Annotated in this window: 18 protein-coding genes; 7 read left to right on the top strand and 11 right to left on the bottom strand. The window is 35.3% G+C overall.

Annotation, left to right across the window (positions count from 1 at the left end; all coding sequences use genetic code 11):
- Positions 1-151: 151 nt before the first annotated feature.
- The 10 genes from BCR26_RS03420 to BCR26_RS03375 are packed head-to-tail and all read right to left on the bottom strand — an operon-like array spanning position 152 to position 7,876.
- Positions 152-1,546, bottom strand: a complete 1,395-nt coding sequence (locus BCR26_RS03420; RefSeq protein WP_069697569.1) for an oxaloacetate decarboxylase subunit alpha — start codon at positions 1,544-1,546, stop codon at positions 152-154.
- Positions 1,543-2,112 carry a citrate lyase holo-[acyl-carrier protein] synthase gene (gene citX / locus BCR26_RS03415; protein ID WP_084386999.1) on the bottom strand — a complete coding sequence of 190 codons (570 nt, stop codon included), beginning with the start codon at positions 2,110-2,112 and terminating at the stop codon, positions 1,543-1,545. Before citX ends, BCR26_RS03420 begins: the two co-directional genes overlap by 4 nt.
- The gene (citF, locus tag BCR26_RS03410; protein ID WP_069697567.1) at positions 2,078-3,607 is read right to left on the bottom strand and encodes a citrate lyase subunit alpha; all 1,530 of its coding nucleotides are present in this window, start codon (positions 3,605-3,607) and stop codon (positions 2,078-2,080) included. The genes citX and citF overlap by 35 nt, the downstream gene beginning before the upstream one ends.
- Position 3,608: 1 nt before the next feature.
- A complete protein-coding gene (citE, locus tag BCR26_RS03405; protein ID WP_069697566.1) occupies positions 3,609-4,496 on the bottom strand; it encodes a citrate (pro-3S)-lyase subunit beta in 888 nt (295 codons plus the stop codon).
- Positions 4,484-4,789 carry a citrate lyase acyl carrier protein gene (gene citD / locus BCR26_RS03400; protein WP_069697565.1) on the bottom strand — a complete coding sequence of 102 codons (306 nt, stop codon included), beginning with the start codon at positions 4,787-4,789 and terminating at the stop codon, positions 4,484-4,486. The genes citE and citD overlap by 13 nt, the downstream gene beginning before the upstream one ends.
- 15 nt (positions 4,790-4,804) lie before the next feature.
- Positions 4,805-5,797, bottom strand: coding sequence for a [citrate (pro-3S)-lyase] ligase (gene citC, locus BCR26_RS03395; protein WP_069697564.1), 993 nt, complete (start codon positions 5,795-5,797; stop codon positions 4,805-4,807).
- Positions 5,798-5,812: 15 nt separating this feature from the next.
- Positions 5,813-5,938, bottom strand: a complete 126-nt coding sequence (locus tag BCR26_RS03390; RefSeq protein ID WP_245341903.1) for an OadG-related small transporter subunit — start codon at positions 5,936-5,938, stop codon at positions 5,813-5,815.
- Between the two features lie 45 nt (positions 5,939-5,983).
- A complete protein-coding gene (locus BCR26_RS03385) occupies positions 5,984-7,105 on the bottom strand; it encodes a sodium ion-translocating decarboxylase subunit beta (protein WP_069697563.1) in 1,122 nt (373 codons plus the stop codon).
- Between the two features lie 37 nt (positions 7,106-7,142).
- Positions 7,143-7,538: an acetyl-CoA carboxylase biotin carboxyl carrier protein subunit gene (locus BCR26_RS03380; RefSeq protein WP_069697562.1), complete on the bottom strand. Its 396-nt coding sequence runs from the start codon at positions 7,536-7,538 to the stop codon at positions 7,143-7,145.
- A gap of 11 nt (positions 7,539-7,549) precedes the next feature.
- Positions 7,550-7,876, bottom strand: coding sequence for a hypothetical protein (locus BCR26_RS03375; protein WP_069697561.1), 327 nt, complete (start codon positions 7,874-7,876; stop codon positions 7,550-7,552).
- Between the two features lie 409 nt (positions 7,877-8,285).
- Between BCR26_RS03375 and BCR26_RS03370 the strand changes: the two genes are divergently transcribed.
- From BCR26_RS03370 to citG, 3 genes are read left to right on the top strand one after another with little or no spacing between them, the layout of a single operon-like run.
- Positions 8,286-9,629: a CitMHS family transporter gene (locus BCR26_RS03370; protein WP_069697560.1), complete on the top strand. Its 1,344-nt coding sequence runs from the start codon at positions 8,286-8,288 to the stop codon at positions 9,627-9,629.
- Positions 9,630-9,672: 43 nt separating this feature from the next.
- Positions 9,673-10,377, top strand: a complete 705-nt coding sequence (locus tag BCR26_RS03365) for a GntR family transcriptional regulator (protein WP_069697559.1) — start codon at positions 9,673-9,675, stop codon at positions 10,375-10,377.
- Positions 10,361-11,251, top strand: a complete 891-nt coding sequence (gene citG, locus BCR26_RS03360) for a triphosphoribosyl-dephospho-CoA synthase CitG (protein WP_069697558.1) — start codon at positions 10,361-10,363, stop codon at positions 11,249-11,251. Before BCR26_RS03365 ends, citG begins: the two co-directional genes overlap by 17 nt.
- Positions 11,252-11,835: 584 nt before the next feature.
- Here the strand turns inward: citG and BCR26_RS03355 are convergent.
- Entirely contained in the window at positions 11,836-12,558 is a 723-nt protein-coding gene (locus tag BCR26_RS03355; RefSeq protein ID WP_069697557.1) for a response regulator transcription factor, read from the bottom strand.
- A gap of 112 nt (positions 12,559-12,670) precedes the next feature.
- Here BCR26_RS03355 and BCR26_RS03350 point away from each other — a divergent pair, with 112 nt between their 5' ends.
- The 4 genes from BCR26_RS03350 to BCR26_RS03335 all read left to right on the top strand — a co-directional run bounded on the left by BCR26_RS03350 (position 12,671) and on the right by BCR26_RS03335 (position 18,073).
- Positions 12,671-14,521 carry an ATP-binding protein gene (locus BCR26_RS03350; protein ID WP_069697556.1) on the top strand — a complete coding sequence of 617 codons (1,851 nt, stop codon included), beginning with the start codon at positions 12,671-12,673 and terminating at the stop codon, positions 14,519-14,521.
- Positions 14,522-15,097: 576 nt separating this feature from the next.
- Positions 15,098-16,303 carry a YdcF family protein gene (locus tag BCR26_RS03345; RefSeq protein WP_069697555.1) on the top strand — a complete coding sequence of 402 codons (1,206 nt, stop codon included), beginning with the start codon at positions 15,098-15,100 and terminating at the stop codon, positions 16,301-16,303.
- Positions 16,304-16,610: 307 nt separating this feature from the next.
- The gene (locus tag BCR26_RS03340; RefSeq protein ID WP_069697554.1) at positions 16,611-17,159 is read left to right on the top strand and encodes an LptM family lipoprotein; all 549 of its coding nucleotides are present in this window, start codon (positions 16,611-16,613) and stop codon (positions 17,157-17,159) included.
- Positions 17,160-17,308: 149 nt separating this feature from the next.
- Complete coding sequence (locus BCR26_RS03335; protein ID WP_069697553.1) at positions 17,309-18,073, top strand: class I SAM-dependent methyltransferase; 765 nt, start codon at positions 17,309-17,311, stop codon at positions 18,071-18,073.
- The last annotated feature ends 122 nt before the right edge of the window (positions 18,074-18,195 follow it).

Below are 18,195 nucleotides of genomic sequence, written 5' to 3'. Positions count from 1 at the left end.
AACCTTTTTCATCTTAGCATTTTAGGAGGCTTTTTTTCTTACCTCGCTGGAAGCTCTCCGGAACCACCGGCTTAGCCAGTGGTTTTCAAAGATATAAAAAAAGAAACAGCAAGAAAAGTTACAGAGACTTTTCTTACTGTTTTGCTTATTTTTAAGGAATCGCTAATTTTACGTTTACTTTTTGGATGGGTACCTCATAAAAGCGATCTTCTCTTCGCCCTAAAAAATCTTTGCCTTGCTGCGGAAATAACGCATATAACAAGACATCCTCAATCGATTTTGCATATTCTTGAATTTCTTTTTCATATATTGGTAATTCTGGGCTTAACAAATCCGCTGGTCGAACAGTCACTAGCTCTTCATTACCGATAATCAACTGTGTCATTTCTTTCGAAATAGCAACTGGAGGCTTACCATATAGACCTTTTACGTAATCTTTAATTTCTTTTGGTACGATTTTATACCTTTCACCGCTAATGACATTCATAACAGCTTGCGTGCCAACCATTTGAGAAAGCGGTGTTACTAAAGGTGGGTATCCTAAATCGGCACGAACTCGAGGGACTTCTGCTAAAACTTCTTCATATTTATCCGATAACCCTTGTTCTGATAGTTGACTTAACAAGTTAGAAAGCATTCCTCCTGGAACTTTATAAAGAAGTGTTTTCGGTTCCGTATCTTTCACTTTAGGATTCAATAAGCCTTCCTGACGAAATTTATCTCTTACAGGATTAAAATATTCTGCTACAGCAGCAACTTTTTCCATATCTAATTGAGTTTCATAACCCAAGCCTTTTAAAGACAACGCCATAGATTCTGTTGCCGGTTGGCTTGTTCCACCTGAAAATGAAGAAATAGCTGTATCGATAATATCTGCTCCAGCTTCGATGGCTTTTAAATACGTCATTTCAGAAATACCACTGGTTGCATGTGTATGAATTTCTAATGGAAGATTGATTTTATCTTTGATCCCAGTTACTAAAGAATACGCATCTTCTGGTGTTAAAATCCCAGCCATATCTTTTACGCAGATAGAATCGGCTCCCATGTCTTCCATTTCAAGAGCTAGTTTAACAAAATAATCAATGGTATGAAAATCACTAGTTGTATAAGAAATGGCCGTTTGACAATGTCCACCAAATTTTTTAGTTGCTTCAATAGATGTTTTTAAATTTCTAGTATCGTTTAATGCATCAAAGACCCGTATAATATCGATCCCATTTTCTAAGGATTTTTGAATAAAAGTAGCGACTACATCATCTGCATAATTTTTGTATCCTAATAAGTTTTGACCACGTAAGAGCATTTGCAACTTCGTTTTTTTAGTCATTTTCCGAATAGCTCTTAAGCGTTCCCAAGGATCTTCATTCAAAAAACGAATACAGGCATCAAAAGTTGCGCCTCCCCACATTTCTAACGCATGAAAGCCAGCTTCATCTAATATTTCTATAATTGGGAGCATATCACTTGTAGGCATTCTAGTCGCAATTTGGCTTTGCTGTCCATCTCGTAAAACCGTTTCAGTAAACAGTACTTGTTTTTTCATATTGTTTTTCCTTTCTGAATGATCTGGTACGTCGCTTGAATAAGTTCATCTATATTGTGTCGTGCCATTCTTGCGCAAATTTTAGCGTTATTCTTACAAATTAAGCAGCTTCGCAATTCAAATCCCAAATCTGTTCTACTGATAGAATGTAACTGCTCATCTGCAATGTAGAGGACATCTAAATCCATTAGTCGACCATATGGATGAATTTCTTCTAACTGAATCATTCTTTTTTTTAGTTCAATGCTATTTTTTTTAACTAGTAAAAAACACTCTGGTCCTGTCTTCAAATCCTGATAGGTTTTAGAAACGACCTCTGCTTCAGCCAAAATTTTTTCTACTTCTTCAATCATTTTCAAAAAAATAGTTTTAATTTCTCGTGTCGTTTTAACTGATCCAGGAATGTTCATTGTCACGCTTAGTAATGTACTGTCGGCTGCACTCTCTAAAAGTTTACGTTGAAGGATTGCTCGATTATCACGAGCATTTAACATTTCTGCTAAATGAACCGCTTCTCCGTTTAGATTTAGTTTAGACATTGTGAACCACATCAATAACTGAACCATCACGATATTCAATTACCGCTACAACTTTTTCGCCATATTGAATGGGATCTGGGTTCCCAACAATCCCGTAGGCTTTTGCTTGTAACTCTTCGATTGTGTATTGTGGTACTTCTAATTGTTTGAAGTGTTCAATTAAATCTTGTCGGTTAGGATTAATTGCAACGCCAACCTCTGTTACAACGATATCAACACTAGTTCCAGGGGTCACGACAGTGTTTACCTCTTTAACAATCGTTGGAATTCGACCTCGGACTAACGGAGCAATCACTAGACTCATCTTACAAGCGGCACTAGTATCTGAATGTCCGCCAGATGCTCCCCTTATTACACCATCAGAACCTGTAATCACATTTACGTTAAACTGTGTATCAATTTCTAAAGCTGATAAAATAGCCGTATCTAATTGATTAATCACAGAACCTTTGCTTAATGGTGAGGCATACATATTGGCATCAATTTCATAATGGTTCGGATTGCTTCCTAGAGAAATAGCTGATAAATGGTCGAAATCTTGAACATCTATAATTTTTTCCACTAGTCCATCCTCTAAAAGTTCTACCATGGCATTGGTGATTCCACCAAGAGCGAAGCTTGCAGTAATCTCATCTTTCTCCATAGCATCTCTTAAAAACCTTGTAACCGCTAGTGATGCTCCGCCTGTTCCGGTCTGGAAAGAAAATCCTTGTTTGTAATAGGGGGAGTGAGTAATCATTTTTGCAGCATATTCGGCAATTAATAGTTCTTTAGGATTTTTAGTAAAACGAGTAGCTCCTTTAGATATCCCGCTAGGATCGCCAATACTTTCTACTTCGACTACAAAATCTACATCTGTTTGTGGAATACTGATAGGTGTATTAGGATAGGGCATTAGGCTGTCTGTTATTACAACTACTTGGTCAGCATATTTAGCATCAATCATCGCATAACCCAAAGAACCGCAAGTTGCTTTTCCAACCGTTCCATTGACATTGCCATATTCATCTGAACTGGGTGCTCCTAAAAAAGCAACATCGATATGGATATCATCCGTCGCTATTGCTCTCGCTCTACCACCATGCGAGCGAATCACAACTGGATTTTCCATAATTCCAGCTGAAATAGCAGCGCCCACTTTATCGCGAAGACCACTTGAAGTAATCGAAGTTACTACGCCATTTTTGATGTGTTCGATTAACGGTTCATGAACATTCGCTATTGAACTCGGAGCAATGGATAAATTTTTTATCCCCATTTCAGCAATTTCAGCCAAAACCATATTCATCACATAATCACCTTCACGAAAATGATGATGAAAGGAAATTGTCATTCCGTCTTTTAAGCCTGTCTTTATGATTGCTTCTTGCAAACTCCCAAGTAATTTTCTATCCCTCGGTTTAACAGGATGAATCAGCCTGCTTGATTCTTGGTATTCATTAATATTGGCTAATTCTCCTTTAAATAGACCATAGTGAGCTGAATATTTTTCAGGAATTACTTTCCCTACTTCATTTTTCATTTTAGACTTCCTCCTCAGAAATTAACTTTGTTGCTAGCGCTAAGGCAATCACTCTTTCTGCACGTTCAACAATGGGTTTATCAATCATTTTCCCGTTTAAAGAAACGACTCCCGAACCTTTAGACTCCGCATCTTGAATCGCCCAGATGACTTCTTTTGCTTGTTGAATTTCTTTTTCAGTAGGCGCATAGACTTGATTGACTAGAGGGATTTGTCGTGGATTAATGACTGATTTCCCGTCAAAGCCTAGTTGCTTAATTAGCTGAACTTCTGCTAGAAAGCCTGCTTCATTTTCTACGTCAGAATAAACTGTATCAATAGCGGCAATGCCTGCAGCTCGAGCCGAATGAAGAATACTACTTCTAGCAAAGAAAAGTTCTTGTCCATCTGGATAACGCCGCGTTTTCATATTCGTCACATAATCTTCTGCTCCTAATGCTATACCGATTAGTCGACTACTTGCTTTAGCGATTTCTCTCGCATTTAGAACTCCTTCAGCAGATTCAATGGCAGCCATCATTTTTGTTCGTCCTAGCGGGATTTCATATTTTTTTTCCATCTCTGAAATAGCACTGTCAACATCAACAATATCTTGAGCAGTTTCAGTTTTAGGCAAACGAATAACATCCACACCCGCTAAAACCATCGCTTCAATATCTTGTCTTCCCACGGTCTCTAATCCATTAATTCGAACAACCGTTTCAACAGAATGATAATCAAAAGTTTTCAGCGCATAATAAACAAGCAAACGTGCAGTATCTTTTTCTTTTAAGGAAACAGCATCTTCTAAATCAAACATTAAAGAATCTGCCCCATATAAAGGTGCATCTCGAAGCATCGCTGCATTTGCTCCGGGAACAAACATCATCGTTCTTCTCAATCTAGCCATGTTTGAATCACCTGCCAATCTACTTGTTCTTCTCCAGCAGCACGATAAGCAGCAGCGATTGTTCTTGCTTGAATTGTGCAGTCTAATGCGCCTTTATCGATTGCTTGAATTTTCGCATTTGTTATGTCTAATTTGTTTAATGTTGTTCTGATTTTTTCACGAATTTGTCTACCAAATTGTTTTTCTACACTACTCTCTAAGGCGATGACAATTCCGTTCTCATTTTTATCAATGGTAATCATAATATCACTCGACTCGGTCGTTCCTGCCGAAGCACTTTGTTTTATTATCAAAATACACACCTCATACTATTTATTATGTTTAATTATTTCTTCGTACGTTGATTTTGGAACAAGAGATTGAATGGCTCGATAGTCCTTTTCTTGAATTAATTTTCTTACTTTCGTTGCACTGATTGCTTCTCCAAACAATTCTTTTCTTGGTATCTCAACTAAGGTTATCTCAGGTAAAAAGACTTCCTTCATTACTTGGTTGTATAATGCAGTTACTTCTGAAAATGGCTCTTCACCAACATATCTCGCTTTTATCGATAGCCAAGGGGCAATATTTTCTTTAAATAGACGTGCATCCAGTTTGGCTTGTACTTTAGCGACTGCTAACTCTGCTTGATCTTTCAAAAAATAAGCGGGAAATGTTGCATCTGATACCATGTATTCTTTCGTTTCAAAAACAACAACATTATCTAAATGCCGAACTCCTTCTCTAACTAAATTCAGACGCGTTTGATTACTAAAAAGGGAGCGATTTTCTGATAATACAAAAATGTATAGTGTATCGCATTTTTTCGCCGCTTCTGTAATCAAATATAAATGACCATTAGTAAAAGGATTAGCATTCATAACAATTGATGCATTATTCTTCGTGGCTTGTTTGTTCCTTTTTAATGACGTTAAATAGTCGTTAAAATCTGGTAGTCCTTGTTCTAAAAAAACAATTTCTTCTGTAGCAATAATCTTAGAGAACCCAAGATTTTCAAAAAATTCACTTGTTGCTGGCTTTGTATATAAAAAAGAATGTGTTTCACCAGACTCCAACAATTTTTCTCTTAAAGATTGTAAAATTGGTGTCAGTAAATTTGCGTTTTGATAAGACCAATCAATGGCAATGCACTTCAAAATATTTCCGTAAAGAGAACCCGTTCCAATTAGTTTTTCCTGCTCAAAAATACCGACTGTATAATCAACTTGACTATCTGGCGTTAATTCATTATCGATTAAAAGTGTTTGCCACTGTAATTTAAGTTTTTTGTCATTCTGCAACCAGATTCTCTTTAGTTCCATTGATTGCTCCTCCTTTTACTTCGCTGGAAAGATTTTAAGTAGTAGTTTTGAAATAAGATAAAGTAAAAATAAAACTAAGAATACGCCACCCATGCCGAAAAGCATTAACTCAGCAGCGATTTTTAATGATTCTACATCCACGATTAAAAACTCCTTTCAATGATCCTTTTGATAAACATCCATTTCTTACGAGAAGAATGCTAAGAGCAGTCCACCAGCAATTACTGAAGCGATTTGTCCGGAAACGTTTGCTCCAACAGCATACATTAAAACAAAGTTTTGCGGATCTTCGTCCGTTGCCATTTTTTGAATCACTCGACTGGACATTGGAAAAGCAGAGATACCCGCTGCCCCAATCATTGGATTGATTTTTTCTTTTCTAAATAGATTCAATAACTTGGCAAAAAGAACACCACCTACCGAATCCATTATGAACGCAACCAATCCAAAAGCAATAATCATTAACGTTTGCACGTTTAAAAACAGATCTGCTTGCATTTTTATTGAAATAGTTAGACCAAGTAAAATCGATACAATATTAACTAATTCATTTTGCGCTGTATTTGAAAGACGATCGAGAACACCACATTCTCTTAACAAGTTCCCAAACATTAAGAACCCAACTAACGGTAGTGAAATAGGTGCAATAAACCCAGCCACAATCGTAATCGCTATTGGAAAGACAATTTTTGTTAACTTCGATACACTATCTGCTTTGTAGGTCATACGAATTTGGCGTTCATGTTTTGTAGTGACTGCTTTAATTGCAATCGGTTGAATAATCGGGACTAAAGCCATGTAAGAATAAGCAGCCACAGTAATTGGTCCTAGTAAATTAGGAGCTAATTGATTGGATACAAAAATAGATGTTGGACCATCTGCTGCACCGATTATGCCGATAGAAGCAGCCTCTTCGATATTAAAACCGAATAATACAGCCACGATAACGGTAAAGAAAATACCGAATTGAGCAGCAGCTCCAAAAAGAAGCATAAATGGATTCTGCAATAACGGACCAAAATCAATCATTGCACCAATTCCGATAAATATTAATAACGGAAATAACTCTGTTGCAATCCCGGCTTTGAATAATACGTCCAAAACACCTTCTGCTTCTGTTCCATTGACCATTTGTGTCAAAACGCCTGTTCCGGGAAAATTGACTAAGATTGTTCCTAGTCCCATAGGCACTAACAATGTTGGTTCATATTCTTTTTTGATTCCTAAATACATTAGTAAACAGCCAATGGACATCATAAATATCTGTCCAAAAGTAATTGATGTGATTCCTTGAATTAATGTCTCCACAGTAACTCTCCTTAAAATATTCTATTTTGTATTGTTATTAATCAATCGTGATAAGTGCATCTCCTGCGTTTACTACTTGCCCTAGTGCTACATGAATGCCAGATACTTTACCATTAGTGGTTGCGACCACTTCATTTTCCATCTTCATCGCTTCTAAAATAAGCAATGGTTGATTTTCCTTCACTTCATCACCATCATTAACTAAAATTTTCAAGATTGTTCCCGGCATAGGTGAAGTCATGGCATCATTGCCAGCTTTTGAAATAGTTGTTGAGACTGGTTCAGGTGTCACTTCTACTTTTTCATTTGTTTCTGTAACAGGTGCGGAAACAACATGGGACAGCGCTGAATTGCTTGGAACGACTCCTCCTATTTCTTCCATTTCTACTAAATACTCTTTTCCATCAATTGTGATATTAAACTTCCTTAACATATTTGTTCCTCCTATAGATTTTTTTCTTTTATTGATTTGATAACAAATTGACTTTCCGGCTGATCCGCAGCAACAATACTTGAAGCAATCACTGCTACTAACGCTGCCTCAGGATTTCTTTTTGAAACACCCTTTAAAACAAAACTGCTTTCCGATTGCTCTCCCGCTGCAATTGCAGCAGTAATTAACGAAACCAGTTGGTGTTCATCTAGACTAGCTGGAATATATCCTAATATATTTTGCCAGTGAGAAACTTCTTCTTTTGTATTAAAATCATCTGCTTGCTTTGATGTTCTAGCTTCCTTCTTTGGATGAAGCAATCGTTCAAATAGACCCATGAGTTCACATCCCTTCTGTTCATAATTTCATTATAGGTAAAATCGTTTGCAAAAAAATCAATTCTTACCCTCTAAACTGTTCTTTCGTTGTTCCTTTCAAGGTACTTTTTATAAAAATAGGAATAAACACTGTTAAATCAAGGTTTATAGCCATTTAATAATTTATTAACATCTTATTAACATCTCTTTAAGAAACCGCTCTCATCTCTGTTTTTTTGATGTTCTTTTTCTGACTACAACCTATTTAATTCATTCTCGTTGTTTTAAACTATGTCTTGTTCAGGAGATAACAAAGTTCTTCACTAGATTTCCATTAGTTGATTCAATTTAAAGCGCTTTTTTAGTGGAATTTTAGTTTGAATTTCGTTATTTTAAAGGACAAATTTGGTAGATAAGAGGAGAGAAAAAGATGTTATTAACCGTTTTATCTTATGCAATGATTGTCATATTCATGTTTGTGATTATGAAAAAGAAAATGTCACCCTTTACAGCACTGGTCTTAATTCCTTTAGTTTTTGCATTTATTGCAATGTTTTCGGGAGTTGCAAAAAAAGGGTCCATCGGGGATTTTGTTTTAGAAGGAATTAAAACAACCTCTAATACTGGTATTATGTTATTGTTTGCTATTCTTTATTTTTCAATTATGTTGGATGCAGGACTTTTTGATCCGATTACAAGAAAAATGATTCATATCGCTAAAGGCGATCCGATGAAAGTTTTAGTAGCAACCGCAGTTGTTGCGGCAGCGGTTTCACTGAATGGTGATGGAACAACAACTACCTTAATCTGTTGTTCAGCTTTCATTCCTATTTATAAAAAACTAGATATGAAACTAATGAATCTGGCTGTTTTAATCATTTTGCAAAACACTATTATGAATTTACTTCCTTGGGGCGGACCTACTGCACGAGCAATGAGTGTTCTAAACGTCGGTGCGGAAATTTTAGCTTATTTAGCTCCAGGAATGATTATTGCGTTACTATATGTCATTGTAATTGTTGCTCCTTCCATGGGTAGAAAAGAACGTGCTCGCTTAGGAATTAAAGAACTTTCTGATGAAGAAATTGATGAAATGACCATTATTACTGACGAAGAAACATTAGCGATTCGTCGTCCTAAAATGTGGGCATTCAACGCATTCTTAACTGTTTTACTGATTGGTTTATTGGTGACAGACTCCTTTGTAGGGTTAGGTCTACCACCATTATTCTTATTCTTAACAGGAACTGTGATTGCTTTAATCGTCAACTATCCAGTCTTAAAAGATCAGTCTTCTCGAATTGGAGCAAATGGCGGTGATGCTGTTCAAGTGGTTATTTTAGTCTTTGCTGCTGGTGTCTTCATGGGCTTGTTCCAAGGAACAGGAATGGCGGATGCATTAGCTCAAAGTTTTACAAAAATCATTCCAAATCAATTAGCTGGTTTCTGGGGCTTAGTGATTGCCTTAATTTCAGCACCTGGTACCTTCTTCATTTCAAATGACGGTTTCTATTTCGGTGTTTTACCTGTCCTAGCAGAAGCTGGTCGTTCTTACGGATTCACTGATATGCAGATGGCTCTTGCTTCATTAATGGGACAAGCATTCCATTTATTAAGTCCACTAGTAGCCTTTATCTACTTATTACTACGCTTGACAGGTCTAGATATGGGGCAATGGCAAAAAGAATCGGCAAAATGGGCACTAGGGATCTTCGTGATTTTTATTGTAACAATTATTTTAACGGGTCATATGCCAATCTACATCAAACAATAAATAGTATCTCACTATAATAAATACAACTTTGGGAGCAAATAGTATGAATAATATATCTGAAGTCGTTAGTCAAAACCTAGATTTAACAGTAAACAAACCTTTAAAATTTTTAGTCTATGAAGCATTTCGCAAAACAATTATCTTAGGTCAAATACCTGCTGGAGAACGAATTAATGAAAAAGAATTCTCGGAACGAATGAATATCAGTCGGACACCCATCCGCTTCGCATTGAGGAAATTAGTTGATGAAGACTTGGTTGAACATGTCCCTGGAATTGGTATTATTGTCAAAGGAATCAATACAAATGATGCTCATGAAATCTATGCTATTCGCAAATCTCTAGATGTTTTAGCCACGATTACGGCTATGCAAAAAATGACAAAAGAAGATTTTGAAGACTTAAAAAACCTTTTAGAAGAAACTGAACAGTTGAATGAGATGGATGAAATAGAAGAAGTACTGATTCGTTTTTCCCAATTTAATGAATTTATTTATGAAAAAAGTCAAATGTTACGTTTAAAATCAATTGTAATGAAACTACAAGAATACGTTATTTATTTTCGTGATATCGCCATCCATTCAAAAGAAAGACGAAATAAAGCCTTAGTAGAACACTGGGCGATTTACGAAGGGATGTTGGAACAAAATGAAGAAAAAATAGAAGCTCTAATTACTGAGCACTTAAATGATTCTTTATCCTTCGTTATTAAAGAAATGGATGTTTTGCTAAATGACTCTTCAAGATAAACAAATGATTGCGCAAAAAGCAGCGCAGCTAGCCATCCAATCATTATTATATGAAGCTACCCTTTTTCCAAAGCCTGGTTTAGTTGATGCCCTCACTAATGGAGCACATCATGACATGGATATCTACACGTTTATTGATAGCAGTGTTTCACTAACACCATTTTTTATCCAGTACGTATTCGCCGGTCTTACCCATCAAGAATCGCCTAAGTCTCTGTTTCAAAAAGTGCGACTCATTGGACTTCAAGGGGAAAAAGAAATGCTGATTGATACAAAAGGAATTAATACGCATAAAGGAGCGAACTTCTCTTTTGCTCTCTTTTTAAGCGCCTTAGGAAAAATCATTCAGCAAGAACCTAACTTTAGCCTTCCCCTATCAACAATAACAACGGGTAAAATTTTCGCCTATGTAAAAGAAATGTCTGCCGATTTGGTACGTGAAGATTTCCAACATTTAGATGAAAAGAAAGAGTTGACTTACGGTGAGAAATTGTATCAAATCCATGGTATTACCGGAATTAGAGGAGAAGCTGAGGCAGGCTATCCAACTCTCTTAGAAACAGCCTTACCTTTCCTTAGAAAACATACAACAGAAGAGAAACAAACCAAATTGCTACAACTTTTACTACTCCTTATGTCCTTCATTGAAGATTCAAATTTGATTCATCGTGGTGGAATTACTGGCTGGAATTATGTGAAATCTGAAGCAGAAAAAATTTTGAAAGAACCCATTAGCTATAGTGGGAAGGATAAACTAAAAGAAGCGCTGACTTCGTTAGATCAAAAACTAACTACCTTAAATCTTAGTCCAGGAGGCGCAGCAGATTTACTTGCTCTAAGTATCTTTTTAGGTAAGCTAGAAGGAATTCTCTAAATAGTATGTAATGGAAACAGTTACTACTCTGCTGAGTCTTAAAAATACCAAATGAAGCTAAACGATTTTACTCCTTATAGGAAATGAGATATCTAGTAAACTCTACTCCATTGCTATCACTATCTTTTAAAGGGGCTTTGGGTATATTTTCCTCCGCTTTTTAAAGTGCTTATTTTTCAATTCATCAAGTGGAGCAGAACGCAAAGAAAATAACTTATTGTAAATAAAATAGCGGAACTACTAGTAGTTGGTGTTAGTAACCGTGTCCAGAAGCCAATGTGAATTACTTGGGCTTTTCCAAAAATATATTCGCCCAAGTTTGAAGCTTGGAAGCTCTGAGACCTGACCTTTGGGCTCAGAGCGATTCCACGGTTTTCACTGGTACAACTGCTAGTAGTGACGCAGAATTAGTTTCCTAATTTACTCATGACAAACAATTATGGTGCAAAATTAAGTCACTCTTCTTCAGTTCCGATTAATGAAATTTCATTCAATCAAATTTCAAAAACGAACGAATAAAAACAGAGTGAACTCCTAATTTTTCATCATGGAGTTGACTCTGTTTATTTGTATCATCTTTATAGTTATGCCAGCTTATCGCTACCATCAGGATTAAAGGAGTAGCCAATTCCCCAAATCGTTTGCAAGAATACTGGTTTTTTAGGATTATCTTCTATTTTATTTCGTAAATAATTGATGTAAACGGTAATCAAATTTTTATCTATTTCGCCGTCACTCCAAACATTTGCATAAATCTGTTCCTTACTAAATACTTGATTAGGATTTTCCATAAAAAAGCGCATCATCATGATTTCTTTTGAGGTCATATCAACAATCTTGTCCTGTTTACAAAATCTATACTGCGTTTTATCGAAAGAAAAAATTCCTTCTACAATCAATTGCTCTTCTTTTTTCAAACTACTTGTCAATAATTGTTCTGTACGATTTAAAGTGTTAATAACTTGTGCCCTTAAAACATTTGGTACGAAAGGTTTTAATATATAATAATCGCCACCAGATTCAAGACCGGTTACAATATCTTGTTCACTTTTTTTCCCACTAACAAAAAGAATTGGCGTCAAGGGTTGTTGCTCTCGTATTAGCTGAGCCAAATGAAAACCATCATTTTCATGCTCTAAGCTAACATCTAGTAGAAACAAATGAAAATCTACTCTTTCAATAATCTCCAATGTTTTTTCAATTGAATCACTTTGATAGATTAACAGACCTGTCGACTGAAGGGATTTCCAAATCAATCGTCTAATTGCAGGATCGTCGTCTACAACTAATATTTTCTCATTACGCAACCTGTTCCACCCCATTATTCTTTCACACTAACTATACAATAGCGGAATTATCTTTAAATATCAACTGGAATTTGTTATTATAAGTTCAGATTTTCCAAAGGGGTTTGCCAACATGAAACAATCAAATAAAATAGTAAAGAGCATGATTGCTGCAACCGTACTATTTATCGTTATCTCTGTTTTTTTCTCCATACGGGGCTTCTCGGTCATTCGAAAAGCAACCACTGCCAGTAGCCAAGATTTTTTATTACAATCTGTCCAGTATGTAGGAAAAGTGATCCAACTCTCTATGAAAAATCGTCATCAAGCATTAAATTATTTAGCAATTAACAAAGATTTAGATCAAAGAGAAAATCCTGACCTTTATTTGAAGAATAATCCGGAATCACTACAATTATTTTTTGATTCTTTGAAAAATGAAGTTGATTATCTTATATACTTAGATGCTACAGGAAAACCTCTTTACGCCTTTAATTGGACGGCTGCCAACAAATCCGTTACAATTTCAAATGCTGAAACCGTTACTCCTTTTATCCAAAAAGACTCCGCCTTGAAGCAAATACTCCATCAATCTAGTGATCAAAATGGTGCTTCCTACTTTATAGAAAATAAAGCCTTCATCAATTTTTACCAAGAAATTAAAAGCCAAGACGGTACAATTGATGGCTATTTAGTTATGCCTTTAAAGCTAAAGGAATTCTATAAAAATGTCTTACAAGATTTTGAATTAGGCTATAAAGGCTATCCAATGGTTAAAGACGAATCGATGAAAGTTGTGATGCACCCTGTTGATAAACAAATTGGCTTAACGATCGTAAATGATCGAAAGAAACTCTACCCAGACTTTGATTATTCTGATTTACAACGTTTAGAGAAATATCAGCTATCTCATCAGTCTGGAAAATTAACGTATAAATCGTATTGGTGGGATGAAGATACCCCTACAGAAGTATTAAAAATTAGCGCATTTGAATGGGTAACCATTGGAGCTGCCCGATGGGTGATAGCAATTAATGCGGACTATAACGAACGTAACGATGAGGTCATCAACTATGTGCTGATCCTCTCCTGTCTTCTGTTACTACTACTTTTGTTAATACTAATGTTCAGTTTACTAATAAATAACTTCAGAAAAAAAGAACAAATTGAAGAAGAAAATAAACGCTTAATTGAAACTCAAAAAGAACAGCATCTACAACACAAACTAGAACTTGAACTATATCAGCGAAATAAAATGGAGACAGTCGGCTTACTAACCACTTCTATTGTCCATGATATGAATAATTTCTTAACTCCCATCATTGGCAACGCCGAACTCCTTTTAGAAGAGTACGCTGAAAATCCTTTATTAGTAGATGACCTTAAAGAAATTTTGAAGTCTGCCCAAAAAGGAAAAAAATTATCTTCCAATGTCTTACGGTTTTCAAAAACTCAGGAGACGACGAAAGAATGGATTGATATTTCAGCCGCAATTATAGTTGCCGTTCACCTAATCGATGGAATTATTCCAAAGAAAGTAAATTTGACTGTTTCAATCCAAGAAAATCTCGGTAAATCAAGATTGGAAGAAATTGACTTACAGAATTTAATTTACAACTTAATTACGAATGCTTATCAAGCCAGTGAAGGCATGGAAAACAACCGCAAAATATTTGTAGGACTAGAACCAGATCCTGAGGCTCTTGCTAAGTCTTTAAAAAAACAAACCCAAAGACTCGATAAAGAAATTGAATATGTTACACTAAAAATTTCTGATAATGGCCCTGGTATCCCTGAAGAACTATCAACAAAAATATTTGAACCATTCTTTACCACTAAATCTGCTGATGAAGGCACCGGCCTAGGACTTTTCGCCGTTGCTTCTATCGTATCAAAATACGAATGGCATCTTTCAGTAGAATCTTCGCCAGAAAATGGAACGACTTTTTTCATTACAATTCCGATTAAAGCTTTTCAAAAATAGGATTAGCTGGAATACAGCCTCCATTTTAGCTAGGCGTTCGTAAAACACCATTTAACAAACTATATAAAAAAGGGAATTGAGATTTCTGCCGAAAAGTTTAAGTAAGTGAGACAATAACCAGAAGTAAATCGGATTATTGTCTCACTTTTTTGATGTCTAAAAAAGATAGAGTGTTCCGTTCAAAAAAATGAGAATAATCAACTATTAACTCAGAGGCAGTCTCAAAAGTAATTGGAGAACTACAAGCAGTTTTCCTTTTTTTACAGCTCATTTGACGCCAGTTAGGAATGAATTTTTGTCGAGTCCTTCAAGTCCTTATTGCTTTAGTACTTAGAGAGTGATGAGATCGGAGCATAAATAAGAAATAGTTAGTCAAAGTTGCTTTCGGCAGGCTGCCTCTTTTTTGATATCGAACCAGCTATCATTTCTCTCATAGTCACTGGACTAGCTTTTATAGCTGCTTTATTTTTTTAGTTGAAATAAATATTTTTAAAACCATTTAAAATGAAGTTATACTGTTTTTTTTTCACTCTTTTCGCTATACTAAAGATACATTACAAGTTAGGGGTTTTTGGGATGACGTTTTTAATTGATTTTATATTTTTGTGTATCTATGTATTGGGAGTATTTGCGATCCCTGTTTGGCGAAAAAAAGTTAGTCATAAGGATTGGAAATTTTATGAACTAACTTGGTTGCTTGGTTGCTTTTTACTGTATATTCTCTACATTGATGTGCAACAGAAAACCACTTATTTTTTAATTCCAACGATCAGTTTTTCTGTCTTCGCTTTCTTTTATTTTAGAGAAAAACGTCGGTTGATTAATGGTTTATTGTTTAATATTTTCTTAGCTAGTTTTATGCTCTATATAGCCATTCTTGGTTTCGAAACAAATAATCTCTTACTTACAGTCACTTTAGGTATTTTAGCCGTTGGTATGGTTGCCTTGCTATTAGTAGGTATCTATGCCCTTTTAATTTTTCTTTATTGGAACGCTATTGTCGTCTTGCGAAAAGAAGGTCACTCTTTAGCGAATTTATTGTCTCTGTTATTAGCCATCGGTTTAACTATTTTCTTAGTTATCAATCATTTTTCAGCTCGGATTTTGCCTTCTTGGGCGATGCCTTTGTTTAGTATCTTACCAATTCTGCTCTTTTACTTTTTTGTTGTTTTTTATAACTTTTTAACGATCTCCGTTCTTTACCAGTTTAATCGACCGAAATATAATCAAGATTTCATTATTGTTTTAGGTTCTGGCCTAATCGATGGAAAAAAAGTGTCCCCATTATTGGCAAATAGAATTCAGAGAGCCATCAAATTTTATAAAGCACAGTCAAGAGTAACCTTAAAAACACCTAAAATTATTATGTCTGGTGGCAGAGGAGATGACGAGCACTTAGCGGAAAGTGTAGCAATGAAAGAATACGCGCTCGCACAGGGAATTCCAGATGAACATATTTTGGTCGAAGCGAATTCACGAAATACGCTAGAAAACATGACTTATTCAAAAGAGATTATTGAGCAATCCATGCCCAAAGAAACATCCAACGTTATTTTTACAACAAATAACTTCCACTTGTTCAGAAGTGGTCTTTTTGCCAAAAAAGCCCATTTAAAAGCGGATGGAATTGGAGCAAAAACGGCATTTTACTTTTTACCCAATGCGTTTTTAAGAGAATTTATCGCGATTCTTGTCATGTATAAGCGTCGACATATTATTGTTTGTAGCTTTATCGCTGTATGCATGATTCTTCTAGCACTTGTAGAATTACTTGTTATATAAATTTATGCTTGCTTTCTGACTAGCAAATTTGAAAAAAAAGTTAAAAAGAGCTTTAGACAAAATTATATTCATTTTGTCTAGGACTCTTTTTTGCTAAAATCTGAAATAGCATTTTTTACTGAAAGCCATTCAATATACTGTTTTAGAAAAAGGAATATGGTATTATAAAATAGTAGAAAATAGGCACCTTTCACTTGCCCATACTTACTCTTTTCTACACTAGTTCAATGATTCTAAACAACCAAAACATCATCAAATTCAACTAAAAATATTAGCATTAATGCTTTATTAAATGGAGAGATAAACAATGAAAAAAGTCATTATATGGGGTACTATTTTATTATCAGTTTTTACTCTAGCTGGTTGTGGTTCTAAAAAGAAAAGCAAATCTGCTCTTGAAGAAGAGCTTAAGACGTTCTCTACGTTGGAATCTGTTCAAAAAGAAGTTGTTGTTCAACTTCCTATCCCAGAAGAAGTCAGCAAAATTAGCCAAGATAATACAGGCTCTAAAGAATTTGTTCCTGCAGATGAGCTTAAAGTAGTTAAAGCAACCACCGATGCAGGGGAAGAAAATACGGTCCATTTATTAAACAGCTTAACAGAGGAAACTATCGATGCAATTTTAGCTGAAGATGGCTCTTTTGCAAAGTACGTTTATCGAGGGAATAATATGTTTCTAACACAATTGTTATTAGCGATTGATGGTCCTGACGCTTTAACTGAAATTCAGAGCTACATGGCTGAAGAAACATTTGAAAAGCAGTATACTTCGGAAAAATTCAATTATCAAATAAATCACAATATTCATAGTGAAGACACGCATGCCCAAACAATTGTACAAATAACAAAAATTTAATCGAAAGGAATTATGAAGAAAATGATGATAAAACGAGATAACTACTCGATATAGCTGGAATTGATAGGCTCTATATCGAGGAAACTTTTTTCCTATCAAATAAGGCTATATCGCTAAACTTAAAATAATAAATTTAAGGAGATATAGCAATGGACAAAGAAAAACTAAAGCAAGCATGGCTTAAAAGCGAGGAAAAGCAACGAGCGTTTATTGGATGGGACTTTTCCTATTTGAAAAACAAATATATGCAAGAAGAGACACCGTGGAACTATCAAAACATAGTGAAGTGCTATTTAAACCCTCATATGAATCTGCTTGATATAGGAACTGGCGGTGGAGAACTGTTAAAGTCTTTTGGTCATCCTTATCACAAAACTTCTGTCACTGAAGGCTGGGATAAAAATTATCAGCTACTTTTAAAAACGCTAAAACCTAAAGGAATCGATGTTCAATTTGTCACTGAAAACGATTATTTGAATTTTCCAGATAATCACTTTGACATCATCGTTAACTCTCATGCCTCTTTTTCAGTTAATGAAGTTGCTCGTGTGCTAAAGAAGGATGGTTGGTTTATTTCCCAACAAGTTGGCGATTTGAATGGTCTAACCTTGTCTTCAAAGCTGATTCCTCATTTCAACAAAGAACCATTTGATTTTCACCTGTCATCCGTTCTATCAGAGCTTAAAATGAATCACTTTACTATTTTATATGCAAATGAAGACTATCCTGCTCAAAAGTTTTTTGATATGGACGGTTTAATTTATTATATGCGAACGATTTCTTGGGAGTTCCCTGAATTTTCTGTTAAAAACAATTTTTCTGAGTTGCTTTATTTATACGAAGAACTAAGGAATAAAGGGTTCATTTATAATCAACAACACCGATTCATCTTTGTTGCCCAATTAAAAAATTGATATCTCATTCATACTTGATAAGCTGTTCTTTGCGAGAAAACAACTTCACAGGTGCTTCCTAAGGCGGCTTGTGCTTGATAATGAATCTTTTCTGTTTACTAAAAAAAAGCTGTAAAAAAAGA

It is taken from the genome of Enterococcus rivorum (assembly GCF_001742285.1).
In the GTDB taxonomy this organism is placed as follows: Bacteria; Bacillota; Bacilli; order Lactobacillales; family Enterococcaceae; genus Enterococcus_L; species Enterococcus_L rivorum.
The sequence above is the reverse complement of the archived record's forward strand: the minus strand, read 5'-3'. Positions and strand labels throughout refer to the sequence as shown.

What these genes read in the sequence shown, in the direction of transcription:
- BCR26_RS03420 (WP_069697569.1), bottom strand. Translation starts at nt 1,546, where the DNA reads ATGAAAAAACAAGTACTGTTTACTGAAACGGTTTTACGAGATGGACAG.
- citX (WP_084386999.1), bottom strand. Translation starts at nt 2,112, where the DNA reads ATGGTTCAGTTATTGATGTGGTTCACAATGTCTAAACTAAATCTAAAC.
- citF (WP_069697567.1), bottom strand. Translation starts at nt 3,607, where the DNA reads ATGAAAAATGAAGTAGGGAAAGTAATTCCTGAAAAATATTCAGCTCAC.
- citE (WP_069697566.1), bottom strand. Translation starts at nt 4,496, where the DNA reads ATGGCTAGATTGAGAAGAACGATGATGTTTGTTCCCGGAGCAAATGCA.
- citC (WP_069697564.1), bottom strand. Translation starts at nt 5,797, where the DNA reads ATGGAACTAAAGAGAATCTGGTTGCAGAATGACAAAAAACTTAAATTA.
- BCR26_RS03380 (WP_069697562.1), bottom strand. Translation starts at nt 7,538, where the DNA reads ATGTTAAGGAAGTTTAATATCACAATTGATGGAAAAGAGTATTTAGTA.
- BCR26_RS03375 (WP_069697561.1), bottom strand. Translation starts at nt 7,876, where the DNA reads ATGGGTCTATTTGAACGATTGCTTCATCCAAAGAAGGAAGCTAGAACA.
- BCR26_RS03370 (WP_069697560.1), top strand. Translation starts at nt 8,286, where the DNA reads ATGTTATTAACCGTTTTATCTTATGCAATGATTGTCATATTCATGTTT.
- BCR26_RS03365 (WP_069697559.1), top strand. Translation starts at nt 9,673, where the DNA reads ATGAATAATATATCTGAAGTCGTTAGTCAAAACCTAGATTTAACAGTA.
- citG (WP_069697558.1), top strand. Translation starts at nt 10,361, where the DNA reads ATGACTCTTCAAGATAAACAAATGATTGCGCAAAAAGCAGCGCAGCTA.
- BCR26_RS03350 (WP_069697556.1), top strand. Translation starts at nt 12,671, where the DNA reads ATGAAACAATCAAATAAAATAGTAAAGAGCATGATTGCTGCAACCGTA.
- BCR26_RS03345 (WP_069697555.1), top strand. Translation starts at nt 15,098, where the DNA reads ATGACGTTTTTAATTGATTTTATATTTTTGTGTATCTATGTATTGGGA.
- BCR26_RS03340 (WP_069697554.1), top strand. Translation starts at nt 16,611, where the DNA reads ATGAAAAAAGTCATTATATGGGGTACTATTTTATTATCAGTTTTTACT.
- BCR26_RS03335 (WP_069697553.1), top strand. Translation starts at nt 17,309, where the DNA reads ATGGACAAAGAAAAACTAAAGCAAGCATGGCTTAAAAGCGAGGAAAAG.